Source organism: Acidovorax sp. GW823-FHT05D11, from assembly GCF_058795695.1.
Genome location: NZ_CM179502.1, coordinates 5,419,217 through 5,445,483, shown reverse-complemented (window position 1 = coordinate 5,445,483; position 26,267 = coordinate 5,419,217). Strand labels below are relative to the sequence as shown.

Below are 26,267 nucleotides of genomic sequence, written 5' to 3'. Positions count from 1 at the left end.
CACGCGCCCTATGTCCATGTCCCTTTCCCGCACGCAGCAGCAGGCCCTGGCGCGCCTGCGGCAGATGGCCTGCCTGGATTTCAGCGGGCTGCAGCTCATCGAGCCTGTGCTGCACGAACTGCACCGCCTCATCGGCTTCGATAGCGGGGTTTTTTTCTATCCGGATGCCCAGGGGACGCTGGACGCCTACATCGAGCCCTCGCCCGCACGCGAGTGGATGCACCTGTACTTCGACCCGCGGATGAAGGCGCAGGAGCTGAAGCTGGTGCGCTACAGCCTGCACGACTTCGACGCGGCCGTGCGCCATGAGCATGGGGTGCTGTTGATGGAGCAGATCCTCCAGGTCACTCACCACGAATTCATCCGCAGCGATTTCTACAACGAGCTGGCGCGGCCGTCGGAGTGGCAGGATTTTCTGAGCCTGGTGCTGCGCACGCCGCAAGGCCGGGGCGTGGGCTCGCTCAAGTTGTGCCGCAGGCCTGGCGCGCCGCGCTTTGCGTCTGAAGACATCGCCCTGCTTGAACGGACCTCGCCCTGGCTGGCGCGTGCCCTGCAGCCCGGCGAGCTGGATGCGCAGGACAGTGTGGTGCATGACAGCGCCATGCTGGTCGCCACGCCGCAGGGCAGGCTGCTGTGGACATCGCCCCAGGCAGACCAGCTGATGGCGCTGGCCTTTGGCATGCGCTGGTACCGCCGCAACGAGCTGCCACCCGCGCTGTGCGTGCTGCTGGAGCGCCTGCGCTGGGTGGAGGAGGGCGGCACCGGCCGGGGCCGGGCGCCAGCGCTGCCGCAACTGGACCTGCACAACGCCAGCGGCTGGTTTTCGCTGCGCGCCACGCAGATGGCGGCCGCGGCGGGGGCCGGTGAAGGCGACTTCGACGGCGGCCGGGCGGTGGGCATCCACATCACGCAGCGGGTGGCGCGCGTGGCGCGGCTGCTGCCCACGCTGCGCGCGCTGGGCCTGCCGCAGCGCCAGCACGAGCTGGCGTACTGGCTGGCGCGCGGAGTGCCCGGGGAGCAGATCGCCACGCGCATGGGCATCAGCGCCAACACGGCCACGTACCACCGGCGGCAGATCTACACGCGGCTGGGGGTCCAGAGCCGCAAGGAGCTGCAGGCCTATCTGATGAAATAGCCGCCAATGGCCTGCTGGCGCTTGCTCATCAAGCGCAGAATGCTATCAAATTAGAAGCATCTTGATGATCTGGCCACCGCCTACAGCAGGTGCCGCCGCGCGTAGCGCACCACCGTCACGCCCGCCCGCGCCTGCCGCACCGAGGGCATCACCAGCACGCAGTCGTCGTAGGGCGTGGTCACGGGCACGCCGTCGTTGTCCCCAATCAGGGTGCCGGCTTTCTCGAACACCTCCAGCCCGGTGTAAGGCGCCACGAAGCGGAAGGCGCTGCTGGTGGCGACCACCGGGCCGGTCACCTCCAGCGCCCACTGGCGCGGGGCGTCGGGCAGGCGCCAGCCGGGCAGTTGCCGTGCGAGTGCCTCGTCGCCGAGCGCGCCGGACTGCGCGAGGAAACGCACGCACTGGTCCTGCGCCACGGCGCGGCTGGCGGGGTCGCCGTGGAAGCCGCATTCGATGAGCAGCGAACGGGTGCCGTTGTCCTCCAGCTCGCCAAAGCGGCCGTAGTCGCGCATGCGCACGCCGTCCTTGTGGCCCGCGTCCACCACGATGTGCTCGGGCGAGCGCATGGCGCGCGCCAAGTCCAGGTTGCGCGGCTGGATGCCGGTGAGCAGCAGCGGCGCCGAGGGCTCGTGCATGGAGTGGATGTCGAGCAGCCAGTCCGCGCGCGCCACGAAGGGCCGCAACGCGGCGGCGCGGCGGCGCTCGGCCGTGTCGGCCGCGTCGATGCGCTCGTCCAGCCACTGGCGGTTGAGGTCTTCATCGGTGAAGCGCGAGGCGTCGTGCTGGCGGGCGTCGAACCGGTCGAATGCATCGAGATTGCAGAACGCGAGTGTGAGGGTGCCGCGTTCGGGGCGCACGCCCGCTTCGAGCAGCCCCTTGAGGGCCCACGCGCCGCACAGCTCGTTGCCATGCACCAGGGCACTGACCATCACGTGGCGCCCGGGCTGCCCCGAGTCGAAATGCCACACGCCCTCGGTGCCGGTGTTGCCCGCGCGCCAGGCGCCGAGGTCGGGTGCGGGCAGTTCAAAACGCAGCGGCTGGGCCGCGTTGCTGTGGTCGTGTTGGGCGTTCATTCTTCGATCTTGGCGAATTCAACAATCTTCTTGTACTTGGCCACTTCGGCGGACAGGAACTGGTCGATGTTCACGTTGGTGGCGGCCACGGTGGAGCCGGTGGCTTCCATCTTCTTCTTGAAGTCGGGCGACTGCAGGCTGTCGTTCAGGGCCTTCTTCACCTTGTCGAACACCGGCTTGGGCAGGTTCGCGGGTGCCATGAGGGCAAACCACACGCCGATGTCCACGTTCTTGTACTGCGGTGTTTCGGCCAGCGCCGGGATCTCGGGCGTGGTGGCCGAACGCTTGGCCTCGGTGGTGCCCAGGGCGATCACCTTACCGCTTCGGATGTGCGGCAGGCCGCTGGAGAGCACGAACACGCCGTACTCCAGGTTGTTGCCCATGAGGTCGTTGGTCAGCGGCGCCACGCCGCGGTAGGGGATGTGCGTCATGAACAGCTTGCCCTGCTCCTTGACCATCTCGCCCGCCAGGTGCAGCGAGGTGCCCACGCCCGAGCTGCCGTAGCTGAACTTGCCGGGGTTCTTCGAGACCTTCTGCGTGAATTCGGCCAGGTTCTTCACGCCCGCGCCGGTGGACGCCACGAGCACCAGGGGCTGCGAGGCGATCAGGCCGATGGCGGTGAAGTCCTTCACGTCGTATTTCACCTTCTTGGTCACGAGCTTGTTGATGGCGATCTCGTTGCTCGCGCCCACCAGCAGGGTGTAGCCGTCCGGGGCCGCGCTGGCCACCTTCTGCGCGCCAATGGCGCCGCCCGCGCCGCCGACGTTCTCGATCACCACGGGCACGCCGAGCTTGTTGCCCAGCTCCGTGGCCACGGTGCGCGCCGTCAGGTCGGTGCTGCCGCCCGGCGGGTAGCCCACGACGATGGTGATGGGCTTGGAGGGGTAGGCGTCCTGCGCCAGCGCGGACGCGGCGGGCAAGCACAGGCCGCACAGCAGGGCGGTGGCGGCGGCCGTGGCACGGCGGCGGGAAAAGGTGTGGGGCATGGTTCGGGCTCCTGGGTCGTCGTGGGTACTGGGCACCGCGCGCCCCGGGCCGGCGGTGCATGCATGCATGCAGGCCGGCCCCGGCGGCACGCGCGGTGGGTGGCACGATTGTGAAAAGGCGCGCCCCCCAGCGTGGTGCCGAAACGGCACGGTCTGTTGCCAAATGGGTTGCAGGCCCTGGTGGAAACCCCTGGGCTTCAGCGCTGGGAGAGGGCTTTCCACAGCGCCTCGGCCAGGGGCCCCAGGCGGCGCTTGGGCCGGTACAGGCGCACGTCGAAGCGCACTTCCATGCGCGCGTCGCCCGCGGGCGCCAGGCGCCGGGCCTTGCAGTCGGCATGCACCATGGACCAGGGCAGCCAGGCCACGCCCAGGCCCTTTTGCACGTATTCGTAGTGGGCGTCGGCGGAGTCGCACTCCACCACGCGCTGCAGGCGCGGCGCGTGGGGGTTCTGCGTGAGGTGGTCTTCCACCAGCCGGCCCAGGGCCAGCTGGGGCGCGTAGGCCAGGTAGGGCACCAGTGCCGTGCCCTGCCCGAACCGGTGCAGCGCCTGGCCCTGCGCGGTGGCGCGCGACACGGGCACCAGCCGGTCGGAGGCCACGGTGACGTGCGTGAACTGGCGCGCGTCCAGCCGGATCGCCAGTGCCGGATGGTGGTAGACCAGCGAGAAGTCGGCCTCGTTGCGCTCGAGCATCGCCACGGTGTCGGCCAGGGCGCGGGTGCGGATGCACAGTTCGCCGTTCTGCAGGAGGGGCTGCAGCCGCACGAGCCAGTCGGCCACTACGGTGCGTGCCAGCGTGCGGCCCGTGGCGAGCGTCACGGTGCGGGCCTGCCGGCCGGCCAGGCTCTGCAGTTCCTCGTGCGATTGCGCCAGGCTGCGCGCCATGTGGCCTGCGGTCTCCAGAAAGCTCTGCCCCGCGGGCGTGAGCGAGACGGGGCCGCCACCCCGCTCCACCAGCGGCGTTCCCGCCCAGGCCTCCAGCGCGCGGATGCGCCGGCCAAATGCGGGGTGCGTCACATGCCGCAGTTCGGCCGCGCGCGTGAAGCTGCGCTCCTGCGCGAGAACGATGAAGTCTTCAAGCCACTTGAGCTGCATGGGCCGATCCGGGGTGCGGCGGCGGCGCGGGGCTGGGGGCCGTGCGCGGGCGGATCAGCGCGCGCGCGCCGCTTCGAGCACCGCGCGGGTGCGCTGGGCCTCGGTACGGGCGGCGGCCGCAAAGTCGCCGCCCTTGGATGCGTACAGGATCGAGCGCGACGAGTTCACGATGATCGGCCCTCCGTCGCGCAGCCCCGCCCGCACCGTGGCCACGGCATCGCCCCCCTGGGCTCCCACGCCGGGAATCAGCAGCGGCAGCGTGGGCGCGATGCCGCGCACGCGTTCGATCTCCTGCGGGTAGGTGGCGCCAACCACCAGCCCCAGCTGGCCGTTCTTGTTCCAGGGGCCCTGCGCCAGACGCGCCACGTGCTCGTACATCAGCGGCTGGCCTTCGACGCTGGCCAGGCGCTGGGTCTGCAGGTCGTCGCCGCCCGGGTTGGAGGTGCGGCACAGCAGGAAGGCCCCCTTGCCGTGGTAGGCCAGGTAGGGCTCGATGGAGTCGAACCCCATGAAGGGCGACAGCGTGACCGCATCGGCGCCATAGCGCTCGAAGGCTTCCTTGGCGTACTGCTCGGCCGTGGAGCCGATGTCGCCCCGCTTGGCGTCCAGGATCACCGGCACGTGCGGCGCGTTGGCGCGCATGTGCTGCATCAGGCGCTCAAGCTGGTCTTCGGCGCCATGCGCGGCGAAGTAGGCGATCTGGGGCTTGAACGCACAGACCAGGTCGGCCGTGGCGTCCACGATGGCCGCGCAGAAGTCGTAGATCCTGTGCGTTTCGCCCTGCATTCCCGCAGGAAACCGAGTGGGTTCCGGGTCCAGGCCCACGCACAGCAGGGAGTTGTTCTGCGCCGTGGCGTCGCGCAGCATGTCGGTGAAAGTCATGGGGCGTGATTTTAGGTGGGGGCATCCGCCGCGGCGGGGTTTTCTGGCGGCCGGGACGGCTGCCGTGGCACCGGCATGGCCTGGTGGCCGCCGGCGGGCAACAAAAAAGGCCGTCTCGACGGCCTTTTTTGTTGCTCTTGTGCGGGACCGGCTTGCGGGCGGCCGCTCAGCGCTGTACGGCCAGCAGGCGCTGCACGTCGCGATCGTTGGGCAGTGCGTAGTCGTAGCCGCGGATGATGCGGCTGTCTTCGGTGCGCACGAGTTTCAGGCTCACGTAGGTGTAGTTGGCCGCGGCCGAGTACGTACCGACGAGCACCAGCGACGCATTGTGGCTGCGCGCGATGTCCTTGATCTCGCGCGACAGCAGCAGCTCGCCGGCGCCTTCGCGCACGAACACGTCGCCACGCAGCTTGATTTCCTTGACGTTGAAGCCGCTGGACGCCATGTGCGAGGCGTACTGCTCGGACAGCGTGCGGCCCAGGGGGGCCGAGCGGCTCAGGTCGTTCACGTTCACGACGGTGGCCACCAGGACCGGGCCGCTGCCTGCAGCGCTCAGGTCAAAGCCCGCGGTGAGCTTGGCGACGGCATCGCGGCTGTTGGCCAGGAACTGGTTGTTGGCGGCTTCCTGGTACGTGGGCTCCGTGCGCACGGGCGTGCCGTTGTTGGCGCAACCTGCCAGCAGGGCTGCGGCGGCCAGCGCGGTCAGAAGTGCTGTGGATTTCATTGCGAGACCACCTTCATGTTGACGTTCTTGTAGTACGAGGGGCGCAGGAACAACGGCGTGTCCGCGTTTTCCAGGTAGTACACATCGGTCTTGCGTGCCACGTACTGGCCGCCCCGCGTCACGGTGGTGGTCAGGATCATTTCGGTGTTGGTGGGGCCGCCCGAGTTGATGCTGGCGCCGTAGTCGGCCAGCGAGGTCAGGCCCAGCGTGGCCAGCATCTGCGCGTCCAGGTGTTCGTGGCGCAGGCCATAGGCGGCCATCAGGCCCGCGGCGATCATGGTGAACTGGCCGGGAATGAAATGGGGGCGCGGGCTGTTGTGGCGAACGACCTGCGTGTTGTAGGTCACGTTGAGCGTCTGGCCGGGGTCTTGCAGCACGGGGGCGCCGCTCTGGACCAGCTTGGTGATCAGGAAGTCGCGGAACGCCAGGTCGAACGGGCTGGGGTTGGGCGGCAAGGCCACATGCAGCGGCGTGCCCGGAGCCATGCCAGACTTGTCGAGCGTGCTGAGCGTTTGCGCCACCACGTCGTTGGAAACCAGTTCCCAGTGACCGGCGGAGCGGACCTTGGGTTGTACCGTGAGCTCAAAGTTTTCCGCCAGGGGAATGGGCGAACGATAAGCACATCCCGCCAAAGTAGCCACAGCGCCGGCGAGCACCGCCAAGCTGACTGCCTTTGAAAATTTCATGATTCCCTCCTACGGACTTTGAGAGGCGGGGACATGAACAGATACATCCCACGCGATTGAAAAATAATTCTGGGCGCGATACTCAACAAAAACAAGAAAAAATTGAGGTAACTACGCCCAGACACACGCAATTCGTTGTTTTTGGTCACAGATTGGCGTGCTTGCTTACGCGCGGCTGCATTTGCTTGTGCGTCCGCGTGTAACAAATTTCAAACACTGGTAACGGCGCGTTTTTCGAGGATTTCAAACGCGGGCAGCGTCTTGCCTTCCAGCACTTCCAGGAAGGCCCCACCTCCCGTGGAGATGTAGCCCACCTGCTTGTCGATGCCGTATTTGGCGATGGCCGCCAGGGTGTCGCCACCACCGGCGATGCTGAACGCGGGCGAGTCGGCGATGGCCTTGGCGATCTCGCGCGTGCCGTTCTCAAAGGCGGCGAATTCGAAGACGCCCACGGGGCCGTTCCAGACGATGGTGCCCGCCGACTTGAGCTGGGCGGCCAGGCGGGCGGCGGTGTCGGGGCCGATGTCCAGGATCAGGTCGTCCTCTGCCACATCGGCCGCGGCCTTGACGGTGGCGGGGGCGTCGGCGGCAAAGCTCTTGGCGGTGACCACGTCGGTAGGGATCGGCACTTCCGCGCCCCGCGCCTTCATGGCGGCGATCACGGCGCGCGCTTCTTCCAGCAGGTCGGGCTCGGCCAGGCTCTTGCCGATGGGCAGGCCCGCCGCCAGCATGAAGGTGTTGGCAATGCCGCCCCCCACGATGAGCTGGTCCACCTTGTCGGCCAGGCTCTTGAGGATGGTGAGCTTGGTCGATACCTTGGAGCCCGCCACGATGGCCGCCAGCGGGCGCTGGGGATGGGCCAGGGCCTTGGTCAGGGCATCGATCTCGGCCGACAGCAGCGGGCCGGCGCAGGCGATCGGTGCGAACTGGGCGATGCCGTAGGTCGTGCCTTCGGCGCGGTGGGCGGTGCCAAAGGCATCGTTCACGAAGATGTCGCACAGCGCGGCCAGCTTGCGGGCCAGGTCTTCCTTGTTCTTCTTCTCGCCCACGTTCAGGCGGCAGTTCTCCAGCAGCACGACCTGGCCGGGGGCGACGGCGACGCCGTCCACCCAGTTCGAGACCAGGGGCACCTCGCGGCCCAGCAGCTCGGCCAGGCGCGCGGCCACGGGGGCCAGGGAATCCTCGGGTTTGAATTCGCCTTCGGTCGGACGGCCCAGGTGGCTGGTCACCATCACCGCGGCGCCGGCGTCCAGCGCCATGCGGATGCAGGGAATGGATGCGCGGATGCGGGTGTCTTCGGTGATGCGGCCGGCGTCGTCCTGTGGAACGTTCAGGTCGGCGCGGATGAAGACGCGCTGGCCTTGGGCCTTGCCCTGGGCACAGAGATCGGAAAAGCGGAGGATGTTCATGGGAGGGAGGCTTCCTGGTGGGGGCACGTGGATCAGGGCCGCCATTTTAGGCGGCCCCACCCGCAGCCCCATCCCGCGGCCCCGCCCCGCCACCGATCCCTACCAGCCCCATCCGATGTGCAGCGGCAGGTACACGGCCATGCCGACCACGATGGTCCCCAGGATGCCCCGCCGCCAGAAGTAGTACGCGCTCGCGCACAGGACGGCGGGGAGCCGGGCGTCCATGAGCGTATCGATGAGCTCGCCCCGGGTGATGAGGATCTCGGGCGCGATCACGGCCGTCAGGGCGGCCAGTGGCGCGTACTTGAGGCCGCGCTTGAGCCAGTCGGGCAGGGGCAGCTCGCGCTCGGGAATCATGAAGAAGGAGCGCGAGACCACCGTGATGACGGCCAGCCCCGCCACGGCGATGAAGGGTTCCAGCAGATCCCACCAGGACGACCAGGGCGCATTCATGGGTGGCGCTCCTCGCGCAGCGGCACGATGTCGCCCGCCTCGACGTGTTCGCGTTCCTCGGGCGGCATCACGCTGTCGGTGGGCACCAGCAGCAGTTCCGGCTTGTGGCGGCGGCGGTCCACGGCCTCCATGAGCAACCCCGCGGCCACGGCGGCGGCCAGGGCCACCAGGATGTTGAGCTTGAGCGGCAGCGCGAAGGCAGCGATCGCGGCCGTCGCGGCGACACCCGTGGCGAGCCAGGTGGCCCGGTCGAACAGCAGCGACAGCAGCACGCCCAGCAGCGCCAGCACGCCCGCGAACCCCAGGCCCCAGGACAGCGGCACGGCATTGGCCAGGAAGATGCCCGCGATGGACGGCACCTGCCAGGCCAGCCAGTTGGTGGCCGCCGCGCCCCAGAAGTACGGCAACTGCTCGGGCTGCGGACGCGGTTCGGGAAAGCGTTTCATGAAGGCCACATAGATCACGTCGCCGCTGAAATAGCCCACGGCCAGCCGCTGCCGCACGGGCAAGTGCGCGAAGTAGCTGCGCCACATGCTGCTGAAGATCACGAAGCGCAGGTTCACGCAACTGGCCGTGAGCCAGACCACCCACAGCGGCGCGCCCGCCGCCATCAGCGGGATGACCGCCAGCTGCGCGCTGCCGGCATACACCACCAGGGACATGAAGACGGCCATGCCGATGGGCAGGCCGCTCTTGACCATGACCACCCCGGTGACCAGGCCCCACGCGCCAATGCCCACGGCCGTGCCCACCATGTCGGTGGCGGCCATGCGAAAGGAGGGGTGGCGCAGCGTGCGGCCGATGAGGTCCCTGCGGCTCATGCCGGCGCCACCGCCGCGGCGGGCGCGGCGCCCAGCACCATGCCGGGCTGCAGGTCGAACCCCCGCAGGAAATCCGCTGCCGCCAGCCGCTTGCCGCCGGCGCGCTGCAAGGTGGTCAGGCGCAGCGCGCCTTCGCCGCAGGCCACCGCCACGCCCTGGCCGTCCACCGAGAGTATCTGGCCGTGGCGCTTGCCGTTAGCGGGTATATTGCTATCTATTTCATAGCTCCATACCTTGATCGTTTCTCCTGCGCATTCGGTGCTGGCGCCAGGAAAGGGATCGAAGGCCCGGATGCGCTGCCCGATCAGCGTGGCAGGCAAAGACCAGTCGATGGTGCTTTCGGTTTTTTCGATCTTGTGGGCATAGGTGATGCCTTCGGCTGGCTGGGGCTCTGCCCGCAGGCCCCCGCAGGCGGCCAGTTCGAGCGCTTCCACGATCATGCGGCCGCCCAGGGAGGCCAGCCGGCCGTGCAGGGAGGCGGTCGTGTCCGTCGGCGCGATGGCCAGCCGCTCCGTGAGCAGCATGGGCCCGGTATCGAGGCCAGCGTCCATCTGCATGATCGTGATGCCGGTTTCCGCGTCCCCGGCCTCGATGGCGCGGTGGATGGGCGCCGCGCCGCGCCAGCGCGGCAGAAGGCTGGCATGGATGTTCAGGCATCCCCGTGGCGGGAGGTCCAGCACCCACTGCGGCAGGATGAGCCCATAGGCGGCCACCACCATCACATCGGCCTGGGCGGCCAGCAGGGCGTCGCGCGCTGCGGCGGCATCGTCCGGGTATTTGCCTTCCAGGCGCAGGCTGCGCGGCTGGGCGACGGGAATGCGGTGGTCCAGCGCGCACTGCTTGACGGGAGACGCCTGGAGCTTCATGCCGCGGCCCGCGGGGCGATCGGGCTGGGTGAGGACCAGCGGGACGGTGAAGCCTGCGGCCAGAAGCTGTTCCAGCGCCGCGCGGGCGAATTCGGGCGTGCCGGCAAAAATGACTCTCATGGAAACCAATGGGGTGGTGCGCGGCAGGTCAGTCGCGCGTGTTGTCGAAGTTGGGCTGTTCGTCCGTGAACATCACGAGCCGCACCACGCCCTGGCGGTCCAGGTGGACATGGGCCAGGCGCGGGTCGGAATTCTGGCGGAAGCGGTAGGTCCAGATGTCGCCATCAAAACGCGCCACCCGTTCCACGCGCAAGGGTGCGCCGAAGGTGCGCTGCACATCGGCGAGGGTCCAGGCTCCGACGGGGATGTTCTCAAAGCGCGTCTGCGTCAGCACCTGTTCGTTGCGCACCAGCTTGCCGCTGGCGTCGAAATCCAGGTTGTAGGCCGCAAACCCCGCGGGAAGCTCGGAGTACAGCAGCCGCTCGCCGCCCGGTAGGGAGAAGGTGGCGGTGGGCGGTCCCAGCCTGGCGATGACATCGGCGCGCAGCGCGCCGGGCGTTTCACGGGCGGGTAGCGCGCAGCCCGCGAGCTGGACCACCAGCGCCGACAGCGCCAGCACTCCGCCACCCCTGAGGGTGCAGAGCGCCGGGCGGGTCACTCGCGCGCCCCCCGCTGCTGCTTGATCATCTTGGTCTTGATGCGGTTGCGCTTGAGCGGCGAGAGGTATTCCACGAACACCTTGCCCATCAGATGGTCCATCTCGTGCTGGATGCAGACTGCCAGCAGGCCATCGGCCTCGATGACGCGCGACTGTCCCTGCGCATCCAGTGCCCGCACATGCACGGCATCGAAGCGCTCCACGCCGTCATAGATACCGGGCACCGAGAGGCAGCCCTCGTCGTTGAGGTGTTTTTCCGCACTGGTCCAGACAAGTTCCGGATTGATCAGCACCAAGGGCGCGTCGCGCTCCTCGGACACGTCGATGACGACCAGCCGCTCATGCACGTCCACCTGGGTGGCGGCCAAGCCGATGCCGTGGGCGTCGTACATGGTGGCGAGCATGTCGGCCGCCAGCTTTTGGACGCGGTCATCCACCGCCTCGATGGGGCGGGCGACCTTGTGGAGCCGGGGGTCCGGGTAACAGAGAATGGGAAGGATTGCCATGGATGCTGCCGAGAGATGTCGCTATTTTCGCCACTTTTGAGGTTCGCCGCAGCGTTGCAGGCCAATAATCGTTGCCGAATCAAGGGCTTGAGCAGAGAATCTAAGAGGGTTTGTAACGTATTTGCCCGGTCGCCCGCATGCTGCTGGCACCGAGGCGCCAGTGAGGGGGCGTTTCACAATGCATGAGAAGAGGAACAACATGACGGCATTCACCAGCGTTCGGCGGACCGCCCTGGGCGCGCTCACCATGATCGCTGGCGCTTTGCTGATCGCCCCGGCCCAGGCGCAGAACCACCCCATCTCCAGCGGCCAGCGCGCGACCGCACAGCAGGTATCGGAGCGTGGCGTTCCCCTTTCGGAGCTGGCGCCCAACGCACCGGATACCTATACCGTCAAGCGCGGCGACACGCTGTGGGGCATTTCGGGCATGTACCTCAAGCGTCCCTGGCGCTGGCCCGAGCTGTGGGGCATGAACCTCCAGTCCATTCCGAACCCCCACCTGATCTACCCGGGCCAGACGCTGTATCTGGACAAGGATGGAGGCTACGCACGCCTGCGGACCACGCCCCCGGGCGTGGCGGAACCCGAGACGCAGACGGTGCGCGTGTCTCCGCGCACCCGCAGCGACAGCCTGGCCAGCACCGCGCTGCCCACCCTCAAGCCCCACCTGATCGAGCCTTTCCTCGTGGAGCCCCTGGTGGTGGATGCCCAGGTGCTGCAGCGCGCTCCCCGCATCATCGCTACCACCGAAGACCGGGTGCTGATGGCCAGTGGCGACCGGGCCTATGTGCGCGGGGATGCTTCCGCACCCGTTCGAGCCGAGGCGGGCGAGCCCCGTTTCTTCCGTGTCTTTCGCGATGCCGTGGCCATGAAGGATCCCGTGACGGGTGAAATCCTGGGGTACGAAGCGCAGTATCTGGGCAAGGCCGAGCTGGTGCGGGGAGAGTCTTTCGAGGATATCCCCAACGGCAAGGGCGGCTATATTTCCGAGTATGTGCCTGCCACGGTGGATCTGTCGGGCACCAAGGAGGAGATCCGCGCGGGGGACCGCATCCTGCCTGCGCCCGCCCGGGTCTTTACCAGCTACACACCCCGTGCGCCCCATATCGACGTCGACGCGCGGGTCGTCTCCATCTACGGTAGCTTCTCGGCGGCCTACGCCGCCCAGAACCAGGTGGTTGCGATCAACCTGGGCTCGCAGGACGGCATCGAGCCGGGCCATGTGCTGTCGTTGCTGACCAAGGGCGATCGCATCAAGGATGTGACCGGCGATGCGAAGACCATGGTCAAGCTGCCCAGTGAGAACAACGGAACCGCCATGGTGTTCCGGACCTTCGACCGGGTTTCGTATGCCCTGATCCTGGAGATTCGCAGTGGCGTGCGGGTTGGCGACCGCCTGGTGAATCCCCAGGAGTAACTGCGCGGACCTGCCGGGGCCGCGAAGCCGCCCAGGGGCGGCACGGGCCCTGGCCTGTTTTGCTGCTGTTTGCCTTCTACAACCGCCATCATGGACCGCGACGAGCTGGGAGCATGGTTGCGCCTCACCCTCTCCGCGGGGGTGGGCAATGGCGCCGCACGGCGCCTGCTGGCGCGCTTTGGCCTGCCCGAGGCGGTCTTCCAGCAATCGGAGTCTGCGCTGCAGCAATGTGTGACCTTGGCCCAGGCCAAGGCGCTGTGCGCCGTGCCCACCGAATGGGAAGCGCTGCTCGATACCACCTGGCAATGGCTGGAGAGCGCCGATCCCCAGGGGCCTGCGCGCGCGGTGGTCACGCTGGGTGACCACCGGTATCCACAGTCTCTGCTGGATACCGAAGACCCGCCGCTGCTGATGTACCTGATGGGCCCGGCCCGGCTGGTCACGCAGGCCCCGTTTCCCGTTGGCCGGTGCCTCGCGGTGGTCGGAAGCCGCAATCCCACCGCCCAAGGCGCGGACAACGCGCGGCTTTTTTCCCGGACACTGCGCGGGGCGGGCCTCACCATTGTCTCGGGGCTTGCGCTGGGGGTGGATGCTGCGGCCCATGAAGGGGCGCTGGACGTTGACACTGAAGCCGCGGCGCAGGTTGCACCTGCCACCATTGCCGTGGTGGGCACGGGGCTCGACCGTGTCTATCCGCGCAAGAACCTGGACCTCGCGCACCGCATCGCCACGCACGGGCTTCTGGTCAGCGAGTACCCCCTGGGCACGCCACCGCTGGCCGCCAATTTTCCCAAGCGCAACCGCATCATTTCCGGCCTCTCCCAGGGGACTCTGGTGGTCGAGGCGGCACTGGCCTCGGGGTCGCTGATCACTGCCCGAATGGCGGCCGAACAGGGCCGCGAAGTGTTTGCGATTCCCGGCTCCATCCACGCACCGCAATCACGGGGCTGCCATGCGCTGATACGCCAGGGGGCCAAGCTGGTGGAGTCCGCGCAGGACGTGCTGGAAGAGTTGCGCCTGCCTTCCGCCCCGGCGGTGGACAGGCAGCTCGTTGACTTCGGGTCAGCATGCAGCAACACCGACCCGGGCATCCACGGAGGGGCAGACAGCCCTGTGCTGAAGGCCCTGGGTTTTGACCCCATGGGCGTGGATGCCCTGGTGGCCCGCACCGGCATGGATGCGGCGTCGCTGCAGGTGGCGTTGCTGGAGCTGGAGCTCGAGGGCCGCGTTGCCCGTTTGCCGGGCGGCCTGTTCCAGCGGCTGGGGACCGCCTGAGGCGCCCCCTCTGGACGGTGGTGGTTCGGGCGCGCGCCGCTTCGTTCGGTGCGCCCGGGCCTGGTCAGTCCAGAAGCCGCTCGGGGTTGGCGTCCAGCTTGGCCAGCGCATCGCGCGTGGCGCGCAAGGTCAGGCCCTCTTCTTCCTGGGCCACGAGCAAGCCGGCCTGCAGATAGGCTGCGAGCCTTCGCAACTGGATCAGGTAGCTGCTGCCGTCGACAGCGGCGAACAAATGCAGCTGCTTGCGCTGGCTTTGCCAAGCATATTGCACCTGGGCCGATGCCCCGTTGTGGTCCAGCGTGTACCAGGTGCCAGGCTGCAGTTCCTGGGCCCAGGCGACCATGTCGTCCTGAACGGGCGCGCCGTTGTCGGCGACCACATGGATGGAGGAGGCATCGATGCCCAGCATCATCTCGATGTTGTCGGCGTTGAGCGGCATGTCGCCCAGCGTCGCGTCGTTGATGAAATCCTCAAGGTTGGCCAGGCGCTTGGCCATGGCGTCGATGTGTGCCTGCGGAATGGATGCCGTCTTGGACAGGAAGGCGTCGGCCAGCGTGTCGGTGAGGACCTTGATCTGCGCATCCTGCGCCGGGCCGTTCACCCCCATCAGGGCCAATCCCTGGCGCAGGCGCTGCAGCAGGCCCGGAAGATTCTGGATGACCTGCGCGCGGTCGCTGCGGTTGGGCTTGGCGCTGGCCGCCCAGACCAGGTCCGCGGCCGTGCGCTTGAGCGATACGGTGTCTGCGTGCTGCGGGCCGTCGCGCACGGCCGACAGGGCCAGCACCTCGGCCCAGGTCTTGAAGAGAAACTCGCGGATCTCGTCGCGCACCGGCATGTCGCGCAGCATCGTGCGCAGCTCGATGGTGTACTGGATCGCGAGGGTTTCTTTCTGCTCGACCTGCTGGGCCACCGTGACCAGGCGCGAGGTGGCCTGCTTTTCGGTGAGGAACTTGGACAGGAATTTCTCGAACTCGTCGTAGACCAGCTGGAACACACGCCGGCCGGTCTCGGGGTACTGCTCGATCACCTGGACCACGCGGCGGATTTCTGCCTCCAGCGCGCTGCCATTGATGCTGGTGGCATCAAAGCCCATCACGCACGCCCCCATGCGGTCGATCAACTGGCGCGCGGGGTGGTTGAGGTTGCTGAAGAACTCTGGCTCGGCCAGCGCCACGCGCAGCACGGGCACCTGAAGCCGGGCAAACCAGACACGCACGGCCGGCGGGATGCGGTCTTCGGCCAGGATGCTCTGGAACATCAGGGCCACCACTTCGATGATGGCTTTTTCCCCGGCGGTGGAGGCCTTCTTCTTGAGCTCGGTCGAGCGTTCGCGCACCGCGCCCGCCAACTGCACCACGGCCGCGGGACTGTAGTCTTCCATCAGGGTGGCAACGCCACTGTAGTAGGTGTCGGCGTGCACGCGGTGGGCGGTGAGGGCATGGGCGAGCGCGGCCGAAGCCGGCGGGGCATTGACCATGTCGAACCCGGTCGCCGGTTGCGTCAGCAGCCTGCGCAGTTGCCCCATCACGCCCTGCGCCCGCTGGCGGGCCCGCGCCAGCGGGGTCATGCCCGTGGCAAACCCCGTGGGCAGGCCATGCCGCGGATAGCCCGCCGGCGGCCTGCCGCCGGGCAGGTGATGCTGGGGCATGGGGTGGCCGCCGCCCGGCTGGGGGATGCCGCCGCCGCGCGCCGCAGCCATGGCTTCCCGCGTCTGGGCCAGCGCCTGGGACGCCAGGCCCCCGGCACCAGAGTTGCTGGCGCCACCGGCAACCGTGCCGCCCGAAGTGCGCCGCACGCGCGACTTGAGGTCGGCCTGGGGCGTGACGCCCTGCTCCACATAGAACACATTGACGGCCTGGTACTGCTTCTGGAGCAGGTTGGCCAGTTCCCGCTGCAACGGGTCCACCACGGTCTGCAGGTCGGTGCGGGGCAGGCCGGCCTCGACCCACTGCTCGACCAGCAGCAGGCACACGGCATCGGGCCGGAGGATGTCGCTGCTGTCGAGCTCCTGCCCTTCCAGCGACTGGGTGCGCTGGCGCAAGGTGTCGAACTGGTGGCTGACCTGTTCGCTGACCGTGAGGGCCATGCGGGAAGCCAGGATCTTGTTTTCCACCACGTCGTCGCTCAGCAGCTCGAACTGGGGGCTCGCGCCGCCGGTGGCGAGGGTGCCGCGGGTGGTGCTGCTGTGCGGCGCCAGCGCATCGCGCCAGGCCTTGCCGGTGCGTTCGGTCCAGGCGGCATGGTGCTGCTGGTACAACATCCAGGCATCGCGGTGCGCCTGCATTTCGCGCGCTGTGCCCGTTTGGGACATCAGCGTTGTCAGGAAATCCAGGACCGTCTTGTCCAGGTCCGGGAGTCCGCCGCACAGCCCCTCTACGAACCGCTGGCGCGCCTGGCGGGCCAGGCGGCGCTGTGGAACGGAAGGGGGCGTGGCTTGCATGGAGACCGATATTAGCGGTTCAGACGGTGGCCCCGGCATGGGGATCGTTCGGATCCCCATCCTTCTTCACGGGCTTGACAAGGTCTTCGCGCTTCACACCGAGCCACATGGCGATGGCCGCGGCCACGAACACGGAGGAGTAGATGCCGAACAGGATGCCGATGGTGAGCGCCAGGGCAAAGTAGTGCAGGCTCGGGCCGCCAAAGAAGAACATCGACAGCACCATGGCCTCGGTGGATGCGTGGGTGATGATCGTGCGGCTCATCGTGCTCGTGATGGCGTGGTCGATCACCTCGTGCGTCGTCATCTTGCGGTATTTGCGGAAGGCCTCGCGGATCCGGTCGAAGATCACGACCGATTCGTTGACCGAATACCCCAGCACGGCCAGCACGGCCGCCAGCACCGACAGCGAGAACTCCCACTGGAAGAACGCGAAGAAGCCCAGGATGATCACCACGTCGTGCAGGTTGGCGATGATGGCCGCCACGCCGAACTTCCACTCGAAGCGGAAGGCCAGGTAGATCACGATGCCCACCACGACCATGGCCAGCGCCATCAAGCCGCCGTGCACCAGTTCCTCGCCCACCTGCGGGCCCACGAACTCGGTGCGCCGCAGCGTGACCTCGGGGTTGGCGGCCTTGAGCGCGCCCAGTACCTGTTCGCTTTGCTGCGCCGACGTCACGCCCTTTTGCACGGGCAGCCGGATCATCACGTCGCGGGCCGTGCCGAAGTTCTGCACCTGCACGTCGGGATAGCCCAGGCCGGAGACCGTCTCGCGGACCTTGGCCAGCTCGGCCGGCTGGCTGTAGGCCACTTCCATGACCGTGCCGCCCGTGAACTCCACCGACAGGTGCAGCCCGCGCGTGAGCAGGAAGAACACGGCCAGCGCGAACGTGATGAAGGAGATCGCGTTGAAGATCAACGCGTGCTTCATGAACGGGATGTCTTTTCGAATGCGGAAAAACTCCATGATCTTTGTTCCTTGCTTGGAGTTTCTTAGTTCGTCTTGGCCACGGCGGCATCGGCGTCCGGCTTCCAGACCTGGCCGATCGACACGCTCTTGAGCTTCTTCTGGCGGCCATACCATAGGTTCACCAGGCCGCGCGAGAAGAACACGGCCGAGAACATGCTGGTCAGGATGCCGATGCAGTGCACCACGGCAAAGCCGCGCACCGGGCCGGAGCCGAAGGCCAGCAGCGCCAGGCCCGCGATCAGCGTCGTCACGTTCGAGTCCAGGATGGTCGCCCAGGCGCGCTCGTAGCCCGCATGGATGGCCGCCTGCGGCGACATGCCGGAGCGCAGTTCCTCGCGGATGCGTTCGTTGATCAGCACGTTCGAGTCGATGGCCACGCCGATGGCCAGCGCCATGGCGGCAATGCCCGGCAAGGTCAGGGTGGCCTGGAGCATCGACAGGATGGCCACCAGCAGCAGCACGTTCACGGCGAGCGCGATGCTGGAGAACACGCCGAACAGCGTATAGTAGAAACACATGAAGACCGCGATGGCCGCCAGGCCCCAGACCACGCTGTGGATGCCGCGTTCGATGTTGTCTGCGCCCAGCGTCGGGCCGATGGTGAATTCCTCGATGATTTCCATCGGTGCGGCCAGCGAGCCCGCGCGCAGCAGCAGCGCGGTGTCGTTGGCTTCCGCCGTGGTCATGCGGCCGGAGATCTGCACCCGGCCGCCGCCGATTTCGCTGCGGATCACGGGGGCCGTCACCACCTCGCCCTTGCCCTTTTCAAACAGCACGATGGCCATGCGCTTGCCCACGTTCTCGCGCGTGATGTCGCGGAAGATGCGCGAGCCCTTGGCATCCAGCGTGAGGTTGACGGTCGGCTCCTGCGTCTGGCCGTCGAAGCCGGGCTGCGCGTCGGTCAGGTTCTCGCCGGTCAGGATGACCTGCTTCTTGACGATCACGGGCTGGCCGCTGCGCTCCAGGTAGCGTTCGGAGCCGAACGGCACGGGGCCGCGGCCAGTCTCGGCGGTGCGGGCCTCGGTGCCCTCGTCCACCATGCGCACTTCCAGCGTGGCCGTGCGGCCCAGGATGTCCTTGGCCTTGGCGGTGTCCTGCACGCCGGGCAGCTGCACCACGATGCGGTCCAGGCCCTGCTGCTGGATCACGGGCTCGGCCACGCCCAGCTCATTGATCCGGTTGTGCAGCGTGACGATGTTCTGCTTGAGGGCCTGCTCCTGCACGCGGCGCGTGGCTTCGGGCTTGATGGAGGCGCGCAGCTTGAATTCGCTGCCTTCGGGCGTGCTGGCGACCTGCAGGTCGGTGAACTGGTCCGCGATCAGGTTGCGGGCCGCCGTCAGCATGGCCTCGTCGCGCACCTTGATGTCGATGTTCTGGCCTTCGCGGCTGATGCCGCCGTGGCGGATGCTCTTGTCGCGCAGCGCGGTGCGGATGTCGCCCGCATAGGACTCGGCCTTCTTGGTCAGGGCCGCCTGCATGTCCACCTGCAGCATGAAGTGCACGCCACCGCGCAAGTCCAGGCCCAGGTACATGGGGTTGGCATGCAGGGATTTGAGCCAGACGGGCGAGCGGGACACGAGGTTCAGCGCCACGATGTACGACGGATCGCTGGCATCGGGCACCAGGGCCTTCTGGATCGCGTCCTTGGCTTTGAGCTGGGTGTCGGGCGTGTCAAAGCGCGCGCGCACCGAGTTGCCCTCCAGCGCCACGAAGTCGGGCGTGACGCCCGCGGCCTTGAGCGCTTCTTCCACCCGCTGCTGCACGGCGGTGTCCACCTTGACGGTGGCCTTGGCCGACGAAACCTGCACCGCAGGCGCTTCGCCAAAGAAATTGGGCAGGGTGTACAGGACCCCCACCAGCAGCACGATCACCAGGATCGCGTACTTCCAGACCGGATAACGGTTCATGATCGCGCTCTTATCTCAGTTGTGCATGGCGCCATGCGCCCACCCCTGCCAGGGACGCCGTGGATCTGGCTCTGCCAGTCCGGGGGCGTCGTCCCCCTCCCGCGCGGCGCGGGGGCAAGGGGAAGGCGCGCAGCGCCTCAGGGGAATGTTCATTGATTACTTGACCGAACCCTTGGGCAGGACCTGAACCACGGCGCTGCGCTGCAGCTGCACTTCGACGCCGTTGGCGATCTCGATGTGCAGGAAACCTTCGGACAGGCGCGTGACCTTGCCGACGATGCCTCCGGAGGTGGCCACTTCATCACCCTTGGCGATGGCGTCGATCATGGCGCGGTGTTCCTTCTGGCGCTTCATCTGGGGGCGGATCATGACGAAGTAGAGCACCACAAACATGAGCACCAGGGGCAGCATGCCGGTCAGCGAGGACATGATGTCGGTACCACCAGCGGCTGCGGCGGGTGCGGTTTGGGCAAAAGCGGAAGAAATAAACACGGACTGGACTCCACAACGGATGGTCAAAATTCACAAAACCCGCCAGGGGCCGGCGCGAGGGCGCCTTCCAGGGCGGAACAGGGCATTGTATGCGGCCCCCTGTGCGCGGCCCAAGGGGGAAGACCCAAGCCGCTGGCGGGTGTTTGCCGCGGGCGGGCGGTGCGCCGCGATGGCGGGAAAAAATCAGATCAAAATGGCCATGGACGCCGGCCTGTCAATCATTTGATGCTCCTGACTTGATAGTAAAAAGCCCGCGCGGTGCGCGGGCTCTTCACGGCAGGGCTGCCACGGCAGCCGGCTTCACGCCGCCTGGCGCTGCGGCTGGGCGGTGGTGCCGCCGGCGCGCCACTGCGCCATCAGGCCGTCCCACTTGGGGCGTGCGGCCGACAGGTGGCGCTCCTTCACGTGGCCATAGCCCCGGATTTCCTCGGGGATGCGGGCGATCTCCACGGCCAGGGCCAGGTTGTCCGCGTTCAGGCGGGCCAGCAGCTCCTCGATGCAGGCGCGGTATTCCACGATCAGCGCGCGCTCCATGCGGCGCTCCTCGGTCTTGCCGAACACATCCAGTGCCGTGCCACGCAACCCCTTCATCTTGGCCAGCAGACCAAAGGCGCTGCGCATCCAGGGGCCGAACGGCTGCTTGACGAGTTCGCCCTTGTCGTTCTTCTTGGCCGTCATCGGAGGGGCCAGGTGGTGCACCAGCTTGTAGTCGCCTTCGAACATGTTCGCGATCTTGTCCGTGAAGGCCTTGTCGGTGTGCAGGCGCGCGACCTCGTACTCGTCCTTGTAGGCCATCAGCTTGAACAGGTAGCGGGCCACGGCCTCCGACAGGCGGGTGGTGGTGCCCAGCTTGCTTTCGGCGGCGCGCACCTTCTCTACGAAGGCCGTGTACTCGGACGCGTAGGCGGCATTCTGGTAGCCCGTGAGGAACTCCACGCGCTTGGCGATCATTTCGGCCAGCGAAGGCTTCTTGACGAACTGGATCACCTGCGCGGCGGCAAACAGCGCCTGCACCGAGGCCAGGTCATGGGCGCAGCGGCGGCCCCATTCGAAGGCCGCCTTGTTGTTGTCCACCTGCACGCCGTTCAATTCCATGGCGCGCATCAGCGACGCGTAGGTCAAGGGCACGCGGCCCTTTTGCCAGGCGTAGCCCAGCATCAGCGGGTTGGTGTAGATGCTGTCGCCCAGCAGCTGGGTGGCCACCTGTTCGGCATCGAAGCTCCCCACGCCACCCGCGCCGACCGCCGCCGCGATGGCGCTGTCGCAGTTGGCCCCCGGGAACTGCCAGTCCGGGTTGGTCACGAAGGCCGCCGTGGGCGTGCCATGCGTGTTCAGCGCCACGAAGGTGCGGCCCGGCTGCATCACGGCCAGTGTGTACTTGTGCGCGGCGACGATGGAATCGCAGCCGATCACCAGGTCGGCCTTGGCGGTGTCGACCTTGGTGGTGTAGATGGCCTCGGGGCGGTTGGCGATCTGGATGTGGCTCCAGGTGGCGCCGCCCTTCTGGGCCAGACCACCGGCGTCCTGGGTGATGACGCCCTTGCCGTCCAGGTGCGCCGCCATGCCCAGCAGCGAGCCGATGGTGATCACGCCCGTGCCGCCCACGCCGCCGACCACGATGCCCCAGGCCGCTTCGGCCACGGGCAGCACCGGCTCAGGGATGGCCGGCAGGCTGGCCAGGTCGCCCTTCTTTTCCTTCTTGGGCTTCTTGAGCTTGCCGCCTTCCACCGTGACGAAGCTCGGGCAGAAGCCGTTCACGCACGAGTAGTCCTTGTTGCAGGTGCTCTGGTTGATGCGGCGCTTGCGGCCGAATTCCGTCTCCACCGGCTCCACGCTCAGGCAGTTGGACTTGGTGGAGCAGTCGCCGCAGCCCTCGCACACCAGCTCGTTGATGACGACGGTCTTGTCGGGCGTGGCCAGGGTGCCGCGCTTCCTGCGGCGGCGCTTTTCGGTCGCGCAGGTCTGGTCGTAGATGATGACCGTGCAGCCCTTGATCTCGCGGAACTGGCGCTGCAGCGTGTCGAGCTCGTCGCGGTGGTGCACCGTCACGCCCTCGGCCAGCGCCACGCCGTCGTACTTCTGCGGCTCATCGGTCACGATGATGAGCTTGGCCACGCCCTCGGACTTCAGGCTGTTCATGATCTGCAGCACCGAGTGGCCCTCGGGCCGTTCGCCCACCTGCTGGCCGCCGGTCATGGCCACGGCGTCGTTGTAGAGCACTTTGTAGGTGATGCTGGTGCCCGCCGCGATGCTCTGGCGGATGGCCAGCAGACCGCTGTGGAAGTATGTGCCGTCGCCCAGGTTGGCGAACACGTGCTGGTCGGTGGTGAACGGGGCCTGGCCCACCCAGGTCACGCCCTCGCCGCCCATCTGCGTGAAGGTGGACGTGTTGCGGTCGGGCATCCAGTTGGCCATGTAGTGGCAGCCGATGCCGGCCACGGCGCGCGAGCCTTCGGGCACGCGGGTGCTGGTGTTGTGCGGGCAGCCGCTGCAGAACCAGGGGGCGCGCTCGCCCGTGTCCACCTTGAGCTCGGCCATGCCGCGCTCGCTCGCCTCGATGATGGCGATGCGCGAATCCATGCGCGCGATGATGTCGCTGGAGACGCCCAGCTTCTTCAGGCGCTTGGCGATCGCCTTGGCGATGATGGCCGGCGTCAGGTCGGCCTTGGCGCGCAGCAGCCAGTTCTGGCTGGGGTTGGGCATGGACCATTCGCCGCCCGTGGCATCGCCCTCGGGCTCGTCGAACTTGCCCAGCACGTTGGGGCGCACGTCGGCGCGCCAGTTGTAGAGCTCTTCCTTGAGCTGGTATTCGATGACCTGGCGCTTTTCCTCCACCACCAGGATCTCCTGCAGGCCCTGGGCGAAGTCGCGCGTGATGGTGGCTTCGAGCGGCCAGACCACGTTGACCTTGTGCACGCGGATGCCCAGCTGGCGGCAGGTGTCGTCGTCCAGGCCCAGGTCCACCAGGGCCTGGCGCGTGTCGTTGTAGGCCTTGCCGCTGGCGATGATGCCGAAGCGGTCGTTTTGGCCTTCGATCACGTTGTAGTTGAGCTTGTTGGCGCGGATGTACGCCAGGGCCGCGTACCACTTGTAGTCCATGAGGCGCGCTTCCTGCTCCAGCGGCGCGTCGGGCCAGCGGATGTGCAGGCCGCCGGGCGGCATCACGAAGTCCTCGGGCATCACGATCTTCACGCGGTCCGGGTCCACCGAGATGCTGCTCGACGACTCCACCACCTCCTGGATGGTCTTCATGCCCGACCATACGCCCGAGAAGCGGCTCATGGCGAAGGCGTGCAGGCCCATGTCCAGGATTTCCTGCACGCTGCTCGGGAAAAACACCGGCGTGCCGCAGGCCTTGAAGATGTGGTCGCTCTGGTGCGCGGCCGTGCTGCTCTTGCTGATGTGGTCGTCGCCCGCAATCGCGATCACGCCGCCGTGCTTGGCGGTGCCCGCCATGTTGGCGTGCTTGAACACGTCCGAGCAGCGGTCCACGCCCGGACCCTTGCCGTACCAGATGCCGAAGACGCCGTCGAATTTCTTGGATTGGGGATACAGGTCGAGCTGCTGCGTGCCCCAGACGGCCGTCGCGCCGAGTTCCTCGTTCACGCCGGGCTGGAAGACGATGTTGTTGGCCGCCAGATGCTTCTTGGCCGCCCACAGCGCCTGGTCGTACGTGCCCAGGGGCGAGCCCCGGTAGCCGCTGATGAAGCCGGCGGTGTTCAGGCCGGCCACGGCGTCGCGCTGGCGTTGCAGCATGGGCAGGCGCACGAGGGCCTGGACCCCGCTCATGAACGCCCGGCCGTGGTCCAAAGAGTATTTGTCGTCGAGGGTGACGGTTTCGAGGGCCTTGCGGATGTGCTCGGGCAGTGGGGCGTTCATGGCTATGTCTCCAATGGCTTTTTTGTGGGGCCGGGCCTTGTGGGCCCGGTCGGGGCGCAGTCCTTCCGCCCGTTTAGGGCAGCGACTCCAGTGTGCAGAGAAGTGTATGTCTGCATTGCTGATATGTCTTTGCGTTCTGTGCCGTGTTTGGGCTATTCTGAGAAAGGATCTTTCTCGGCACGGCCATTTTGTGAACACTCTCGACAAATTCGACATCGCCATCCTCAATGAGCTGCAGGCTGACGCACGCCTGACGAACGCCGAACTGGCCCAGCGCGTGGGCCTTTCGGCCGCGCCCTGCTGGCGGCGGGTGCGGGCGCTGGAGGAGCAGGGCTTCATCAAGGGCTACCGCGCCGAGATCGACCGGCACAAGATCGGCCTGGGGGTGCTGGCGTTCGTGCGGCTGGATGCCGACCGCAGCACCGGCGACCTCACGCGCGAGATGGAGGCGGCGATCGCGCGCATCCCCGAGGTGGTGGCCTGCCACTACATCAGCGGCACGGGCACCTTCGAGCTGCAGGTGGTGGCGCGCGACCTGGACAGCTTTTCGCAGTTCGCGCGCGACGTGCTGCTCAACCTGCCCAACGTGAAAGACATGCACACCAGCTTTTCGCTGGGCGAGGTCAAGGCCAGCAGCGCGCTGCCGCTCACGCACCTGGCGCGCGCCAAATCCTGATTGCTATCATTTCAATAGCTTGTGGCGCTTGCTGGGAAAGCGCCAGGTGCCCAAAAGGCATCGGGCCGCCGGCCCGGGCCATGCCCCTGCACCGGCGTCGGACGCGCCGCCGGGCGCTGCGCGGCGGCAGAACCCGTCGCACAATGCGCGGACATGCCACCTTTGCCGTCCCACGAAAGCACGCGCAGCGTTGCGCCCCCGCCCCCTCCTGAACTGAGCCCGGCCCCCGAAGCGCCCGCCGACCTCGCGGCGCGTGAAGCGGCCGCGGACCGCGCGGCCCTCGCCCAGGACACGGAAGAATCCGTGGCTGCGCGGCTCGACCACTCCGCCTCGCTCTCGCCCCTGGCGCCGCTGTCGGTGCCAGTGTTCCGCATGCTCTGGCTCACCTGGGTGGCGGCCAACACCTGCATGTGGATGAACGACGTGGCGGCCGCCTGGCTCATGACCACGCTGACCACCTCGCCCATCCTGGTGGCCCTGGTGCAGTCGGCCTCGACGCTGCCCGTGTTCCTGCTGGGCCTGCCCAGCGGTGCGCTGGCCGACATCCTGGACCGGCGGCGCTACTTCATCGCCACGCAGTTCTGGGTGGCCGCCGTGGCGCTGGTGCTGTGCGTGGCCATCATGGCGGGCGGCATGACGGCGCCGCTGCTGCTCGCGCTCACGTTCGCCAACGGCATCGGCCTGGCCATGCGCTGGCCGGTGTTCGCGGCCATCGTGCCCGAGCTGGTCAGCCGCCCGCAGCTGCCCGCGGCGCTGGCGCTCAACGGCGTGGCCATGAACGCCTCGCGCATCATCGGCCCGCTGCTGGCCGGTGCCATCATCGCCAGCGCGGGCAGCGCCTGGGTGTTCGTGCTCAACGCCGTGCTGTCCGTCATCTCGGGCCTGGTCATCATGCGCTGGAAGCGCACCCACGTGCCCAGCCCGCTCGGCCGCGAGAAGCTGCCCAGCGCCATGCGCGTGGGCCTGCAGTTCGTGCGGCAGTCGCCCAGCATGCGGGCCGTGCTGTGGCGCATTTCCATCTTCTTCCTGCACGCCACCGCGCTGCTGGCCCTGCTGCCGCTGCTGGCCCGGGGCCTGGAAGGCGGCGGCGCGGGCACCTTCACCCTGCTGCTCGCGTCCATGGGCGCGGGGGCCATCACCGCCGCCATGTTCCTGCCGCGCCTGCGCCAGGCCATGGCGCGCGACGTGCTGGTGATCCGGGGCACGCTGCTGCAGGCGGCGGCCACCGGCGTGATGGCCGTGGCCCCCAACGTGTATGTGGCCGTGCCCGCGATGTTCGTGGCCGGCATGGCGTGGATCACCACGGCCAATTCACTGAGCGTGTCGGCCCAGCTGGCGCTGCCCAACTGGGTGCGCGCGCGCGGCATGTCGATCTACCAGATGGCCATCATGGGCTCCACGGCCCTGGGTGCCGCCGTGTGGGGCCAGGTGGCCACGGTAAGCGACGTGCACGCGAGCCTGGGAATCGCCGCAGGCACCGGCGTGGTGGCCATGCTGCTGGTGCAGCGCCTGGTGGCCGACCGCAGCATGGAGGAGGACCTGAGCCCCTCGCGCGCCTTCCAGGCGCCCGTGGCCGACGTGCCGCCGGGGGCGGGGCACCTCGTGGTCACGATCGAGTACTTCATCGACCCGGCCCGCGCGGCCGAATTCCGCGCCGCCATGCAGGAAAGCCGCCGCAGCCGCCTGCGCCAGGGTGCCCTGGGCTGGCAGCTGCTGCACGACATCAGCCAGCCCGCGCGGTATGTGGAGCGCATCGAGGACGAGTCGTGGACCGAGCACCTGCGGCGCTTCGACCGGGTGACGGCCTCGGACGTGGCCCTGCGCGACCGCAAGCTGGCCTTCCACGTGGGCGATGCGCCGCCGCGTGTGACGCGGTGGACGGTGGAGCCGTAGGGCGCCAGGGCCCCGGGGGTTG

The 26,267-nt window shown here is 67.8% G+C and carries 22 protein-coding genes; 5 read left to right on the top strand and 17 right to left on the bottom strand.

Features of this window, described 5'->3' with window-relative positions; genetic code table 11:
- The first annotated feature begins 16 nt into the window (after positions 1 to 16).
- Positions 17 to 1,135, top strand: a complete 1,119-nt coding sequence (locus tag AC3RCE_RS25125) for a helix-turn-helix transcriptional regulator (RefSeq protein WP_255590976.1) — start codon at positions 17 to 19, stop codon at positions 1,133 to 1,135.
- Positions 1,136 to 1,215: 80 nt separating this feature from the next.
- Here AC3RCE_RS25125 and AC3RCE_RS25120 read toward each other — a convergent pair whose 3' ends face one another.
- From AC3RCE_RS25120 to def, 12 genes are all read right to left on the bottom strand, one after another.
- Complete coding sequence (locus AC3RCE_RS25120; protein ID WP_218339417.1) at positions 1,216 to 2,208, bottom strand: M14 family metallopeptidase; 993 nt, start codon at positions 2,206 to 2,208, stop codon at positions 1,216 to 1,218.
- Positions 2,205 to 3,194: a Bug family tripartite tricarboxylate transporter substrate binding protein gene (locus tag AC3RCE_RS25115; protein WP_218339418.1), complete on the bottom strand. Its 990-nt coding sequence runs from the start codon at positions 3,192 to 3,194 to the stop codon at positions 2,205 to 2,207. Before AC3RCE_RS25115 ends, AC3RCE_RS25120 begins: the two co-directional genes overlap by 4 nt.
- A 197-nt stretch (positions 3,195 to 3,391) precedes the next feature.
- A complete protein-coding gene (locus AC3RCE_RS25110) occupies positions 3,392 to 4,288 on the bottom strand; it encodes a LysR family transcriptional regulator (RefSeq protein WP_218339419.1) in 897 nt (298 codons plus the stop codon).
- Positions 4,289 to 4,342: 54 nt separating this feature from the next.
- Positions 4,343 to 5,170 (bottom strand): orotidine-5'-phosphate decarboxylase, encoded by an 828-nt coding sequence (pyrF, locus tag AC3RCE_RS25105; RefSeq protein WP_218339420.1) that lies wholly within the window; start codon positions 5,168 to 5,170, stop codon positions 4,343 to 4,345.
- A gap of 166 nt (positions 5,171 to 5,336) precedes the next feature.
- A complete protein-coding gene (locus tag AC3RCE_RS25100) occupies positions 5,337 to 5,894 on the bottom strand; it encodes a FlgO family outer membrane protein (RefSeq protein WP_218297113.1) in 558 nt (185 codons plus the stop codon).
- Positions 5,891 to 6,580 (bottom strand): hypothetical protein, encoded by a 690-nt coding sequence (locus AC3RCE_RS25095; RefSeq protein WP_218297114.1) that lies wholly within the window; start codon positions 6,578 to 6,580, stop codon positions 5,891 to 5,893. Before AC3RCE_RS25095 ends, AC3RCE_RS25100 begins: the two co-directional genes overlap by 4 nt.
- Before the next feature lie 209 nt (positions 6,581 to 6,789).
- Entirely contained in the window at positions 6,790 to 7,989 is a 1,200-nt protein-coding gene (locus AC3RCE_RS25090) for a phosphoglycerate kinase (protein ID WP_218297115.1), read from the bottom strand.
- Positions 7,990 to 8,088: 99 nt separating this feature from the next.
- Complete coding sequence (locus AC3RCE_RS25085; protein ID WP_218297116.1) at positions 8,089 to 8,442, bottom strand: AzlD domain-containing protein; 354 nt, start codon at positions 8,440 to 8,442, stop codon at positions 8,089 to 8,091.
- Complete coding sequence (locus AC3RCE_RS25080) at positions 8,439 to 9,212, bottom strand: AzlC family ABC transporter permease (RefSeq protein WP_370627766.1); 774 nt, start codon at positions 9,210 to 9,212, stop codon at positions 8,439 to 8,441. The genes AC3RCE_RS25085 and AC3RCE_RS25080 overlap by 4 nt, the downstream gene beginning before the upstream one ends.
- A gap of 47 nt (positions 9,213 to 9,259) precedes the next feature.
- Complete coding sequence (fmt, locus tag AC3RCE_RS25075; protein WP_218339422.1) at positions 9,260 to 10,249, bottom strand: methionyl-tRNA formyltransferase; 990 nt, start codon at positions 10,247 to 10,249, stop codon at positions 9,260 to 9,262.
- 28 nt (positions 10,250 to 10,277) lie between these two features.
- Positions 10,278 to 10,748, bottom strand: a complete 471-nt coding sequence (locus AC3RCE_RS25070) for a hypothetical protein (RefSeq protein ID WP_370627759.1) — start codon at positions 10,746 to 10,748, stop codon at positions 10,278 to 10,280.
- A gap of 35 nt (positions 10,749 to 10,783) precedes the next feature.
- Entirely contained in the window at positions 10,784 to 11,293 is a 510-nt protein-coding gene (gene def / locus AC3RCE_RS25065) for a peptide deformylase (RefSeq protein WP_218297120.1), read from the bottom strand.
- A 199-nt stretch (positions 11,294 to 11,492) separates the two neighbouring features.
- Here def and AC3RCE_RS25060 point away from each other — a divergent pair, with 199 nt between their 5' ends.
- Both AC3RCE_RS25060 and dprA read left to right on the top strand, forming a co-directional pair.
- Positions 11,493 to 12,710, top strand: a complete 1,218-nt coding sequence (locus AC3RCE_RS25060) for a LysM peptidoglycan-binding domain-containing protein (protein ID WP_218297121.1) — start codon at positions 11,493 to 11,495, stop codon at positions 12,708 to 12,710.
- 90 nt (positions 12,711 to 12,800) lie between these two features.
- Positions 12,801 to 13,985, top strand: coding sequence for a DNA-processing protein DprA (dprA, locus tag AC3RCE_RS25055; protein WP_218339504.1), 1,185 nt, complete (start codon positions 12,801 to 12,803; stop codon positions 13,983 to 13,985).
- 64 nt (positions 13,986 to 14,049) lie between these two features.
- Here dprA and AC3RCE_RS25050 read toward each other — a convergent pair whose 3' ends face one another.
- The 5 genes from AC3RCE_RS25050 to AC3RCE_RS25030 all read right to left on the bottom strand — a co-directional run bounded on the left by AC3RCE_RS25050 (position 14,050) and on the right by AC3RCE_RS25030 (position 23,676).
- On the bottom strand, positions 14,050 to 16,425 hold the full coding sequence (locus AC3RCE_RS25050; RefSeq protein ID WP_492254200.1) for a DUF1631 domain-containing protein: 2,376 nt from the start codon (positions 16,423 to 16,425) through the stop codon (positions 14,050 to 14,052).
- Between the two features lie 19 nt (positions 16,426 to 16,444).
- Complete coding sequence (gene secF, locus AC3RCE_RS25045) at positions 16,445 to 17,395, bottom strand: protein translocase subunit SecF (RefSeq protein ID WP_218297124.1); 951 nt, start codon at positions 17,393 to 17,395, stop codon at positions 16,445 to 16,447.
- A 26-nt stretch (positions 17,396 to 17,421) separates the two neighbouring features.
- The gene (gene secD / locus AC3RCE_RS25040) at positions 17,422 to 19,305 is read right to left on the bottom strand and encodes a protein translocase subunit SecD (RefSeq protein WP_218297125.1); all 1,884 of its coding nucleotides are present in this window, start codon (positions 19,303 to 19,305) and stop codon (positions 17,422 to 17,424) included.
- A gap of 156 nt (positions 19,306 to 19,461) precedes the next feature.
- Positions 19,462 to 19,797, bottom strand: coding sequence for a preprotein translocase subunit YajC (yajC, locus tag AC3RCE_RS25035; RefSeq protein ID WP_218297126.1), 336 nt, complete (start codon positions 19,795 to 19,797; stop codon positions 19,462 to 19,464).
- Positions 19,798 to 20,097: 300 nt separating this feature from the next.
- Complete coding sequence (locus tag AC3RCE_RS25030; RefSeq protein ID WP_492254199.1) at positions 20,098 to 23,676, bottom strand: indolepyruvate ferredoxin oxidoreductase family protein; 3,579 nt, start codon at positions 23,674 to 23,676, stop codon at positions 20,098 to 20,100.
- A 190-nt stretch (positions 23,677 to 23,866) separates the two neighbouring features.
- Here AC3RCE_RS25030 and AC3RCE_RS25025 point away from each other — a divergent pair, with 190 nt between their 5' ends.
- The gene (locus AC3RCE_RS25025; protein ID WP_218297128.1) at positions 23,867 to 24,352 is read left to right on the top strand and encodes an Lrp/AsnC family transcriptional regulator; all 486 of its coding nucleotides are present in this window, start codon (positions 23,867 to 23,869) and stop codon (positions 24,350 to 24,352) included.
- Positions 24,353 to 24,505: 153 nt separating this feature from the next.
- On the top strand, positions 24,506 to 26,245 hold the full coding sequence (locus tag AC3RCE_RS25020) for an MFS transporter (RefSeq protein ID WP_492254198.1): 1,740 nt from the start codon (positions 24,506 to 24,508) through the stop codon (positions 26,243 to 26,245).
- Positions 26,246 to 26,267 lie beyond the last annotated feature (22 nt).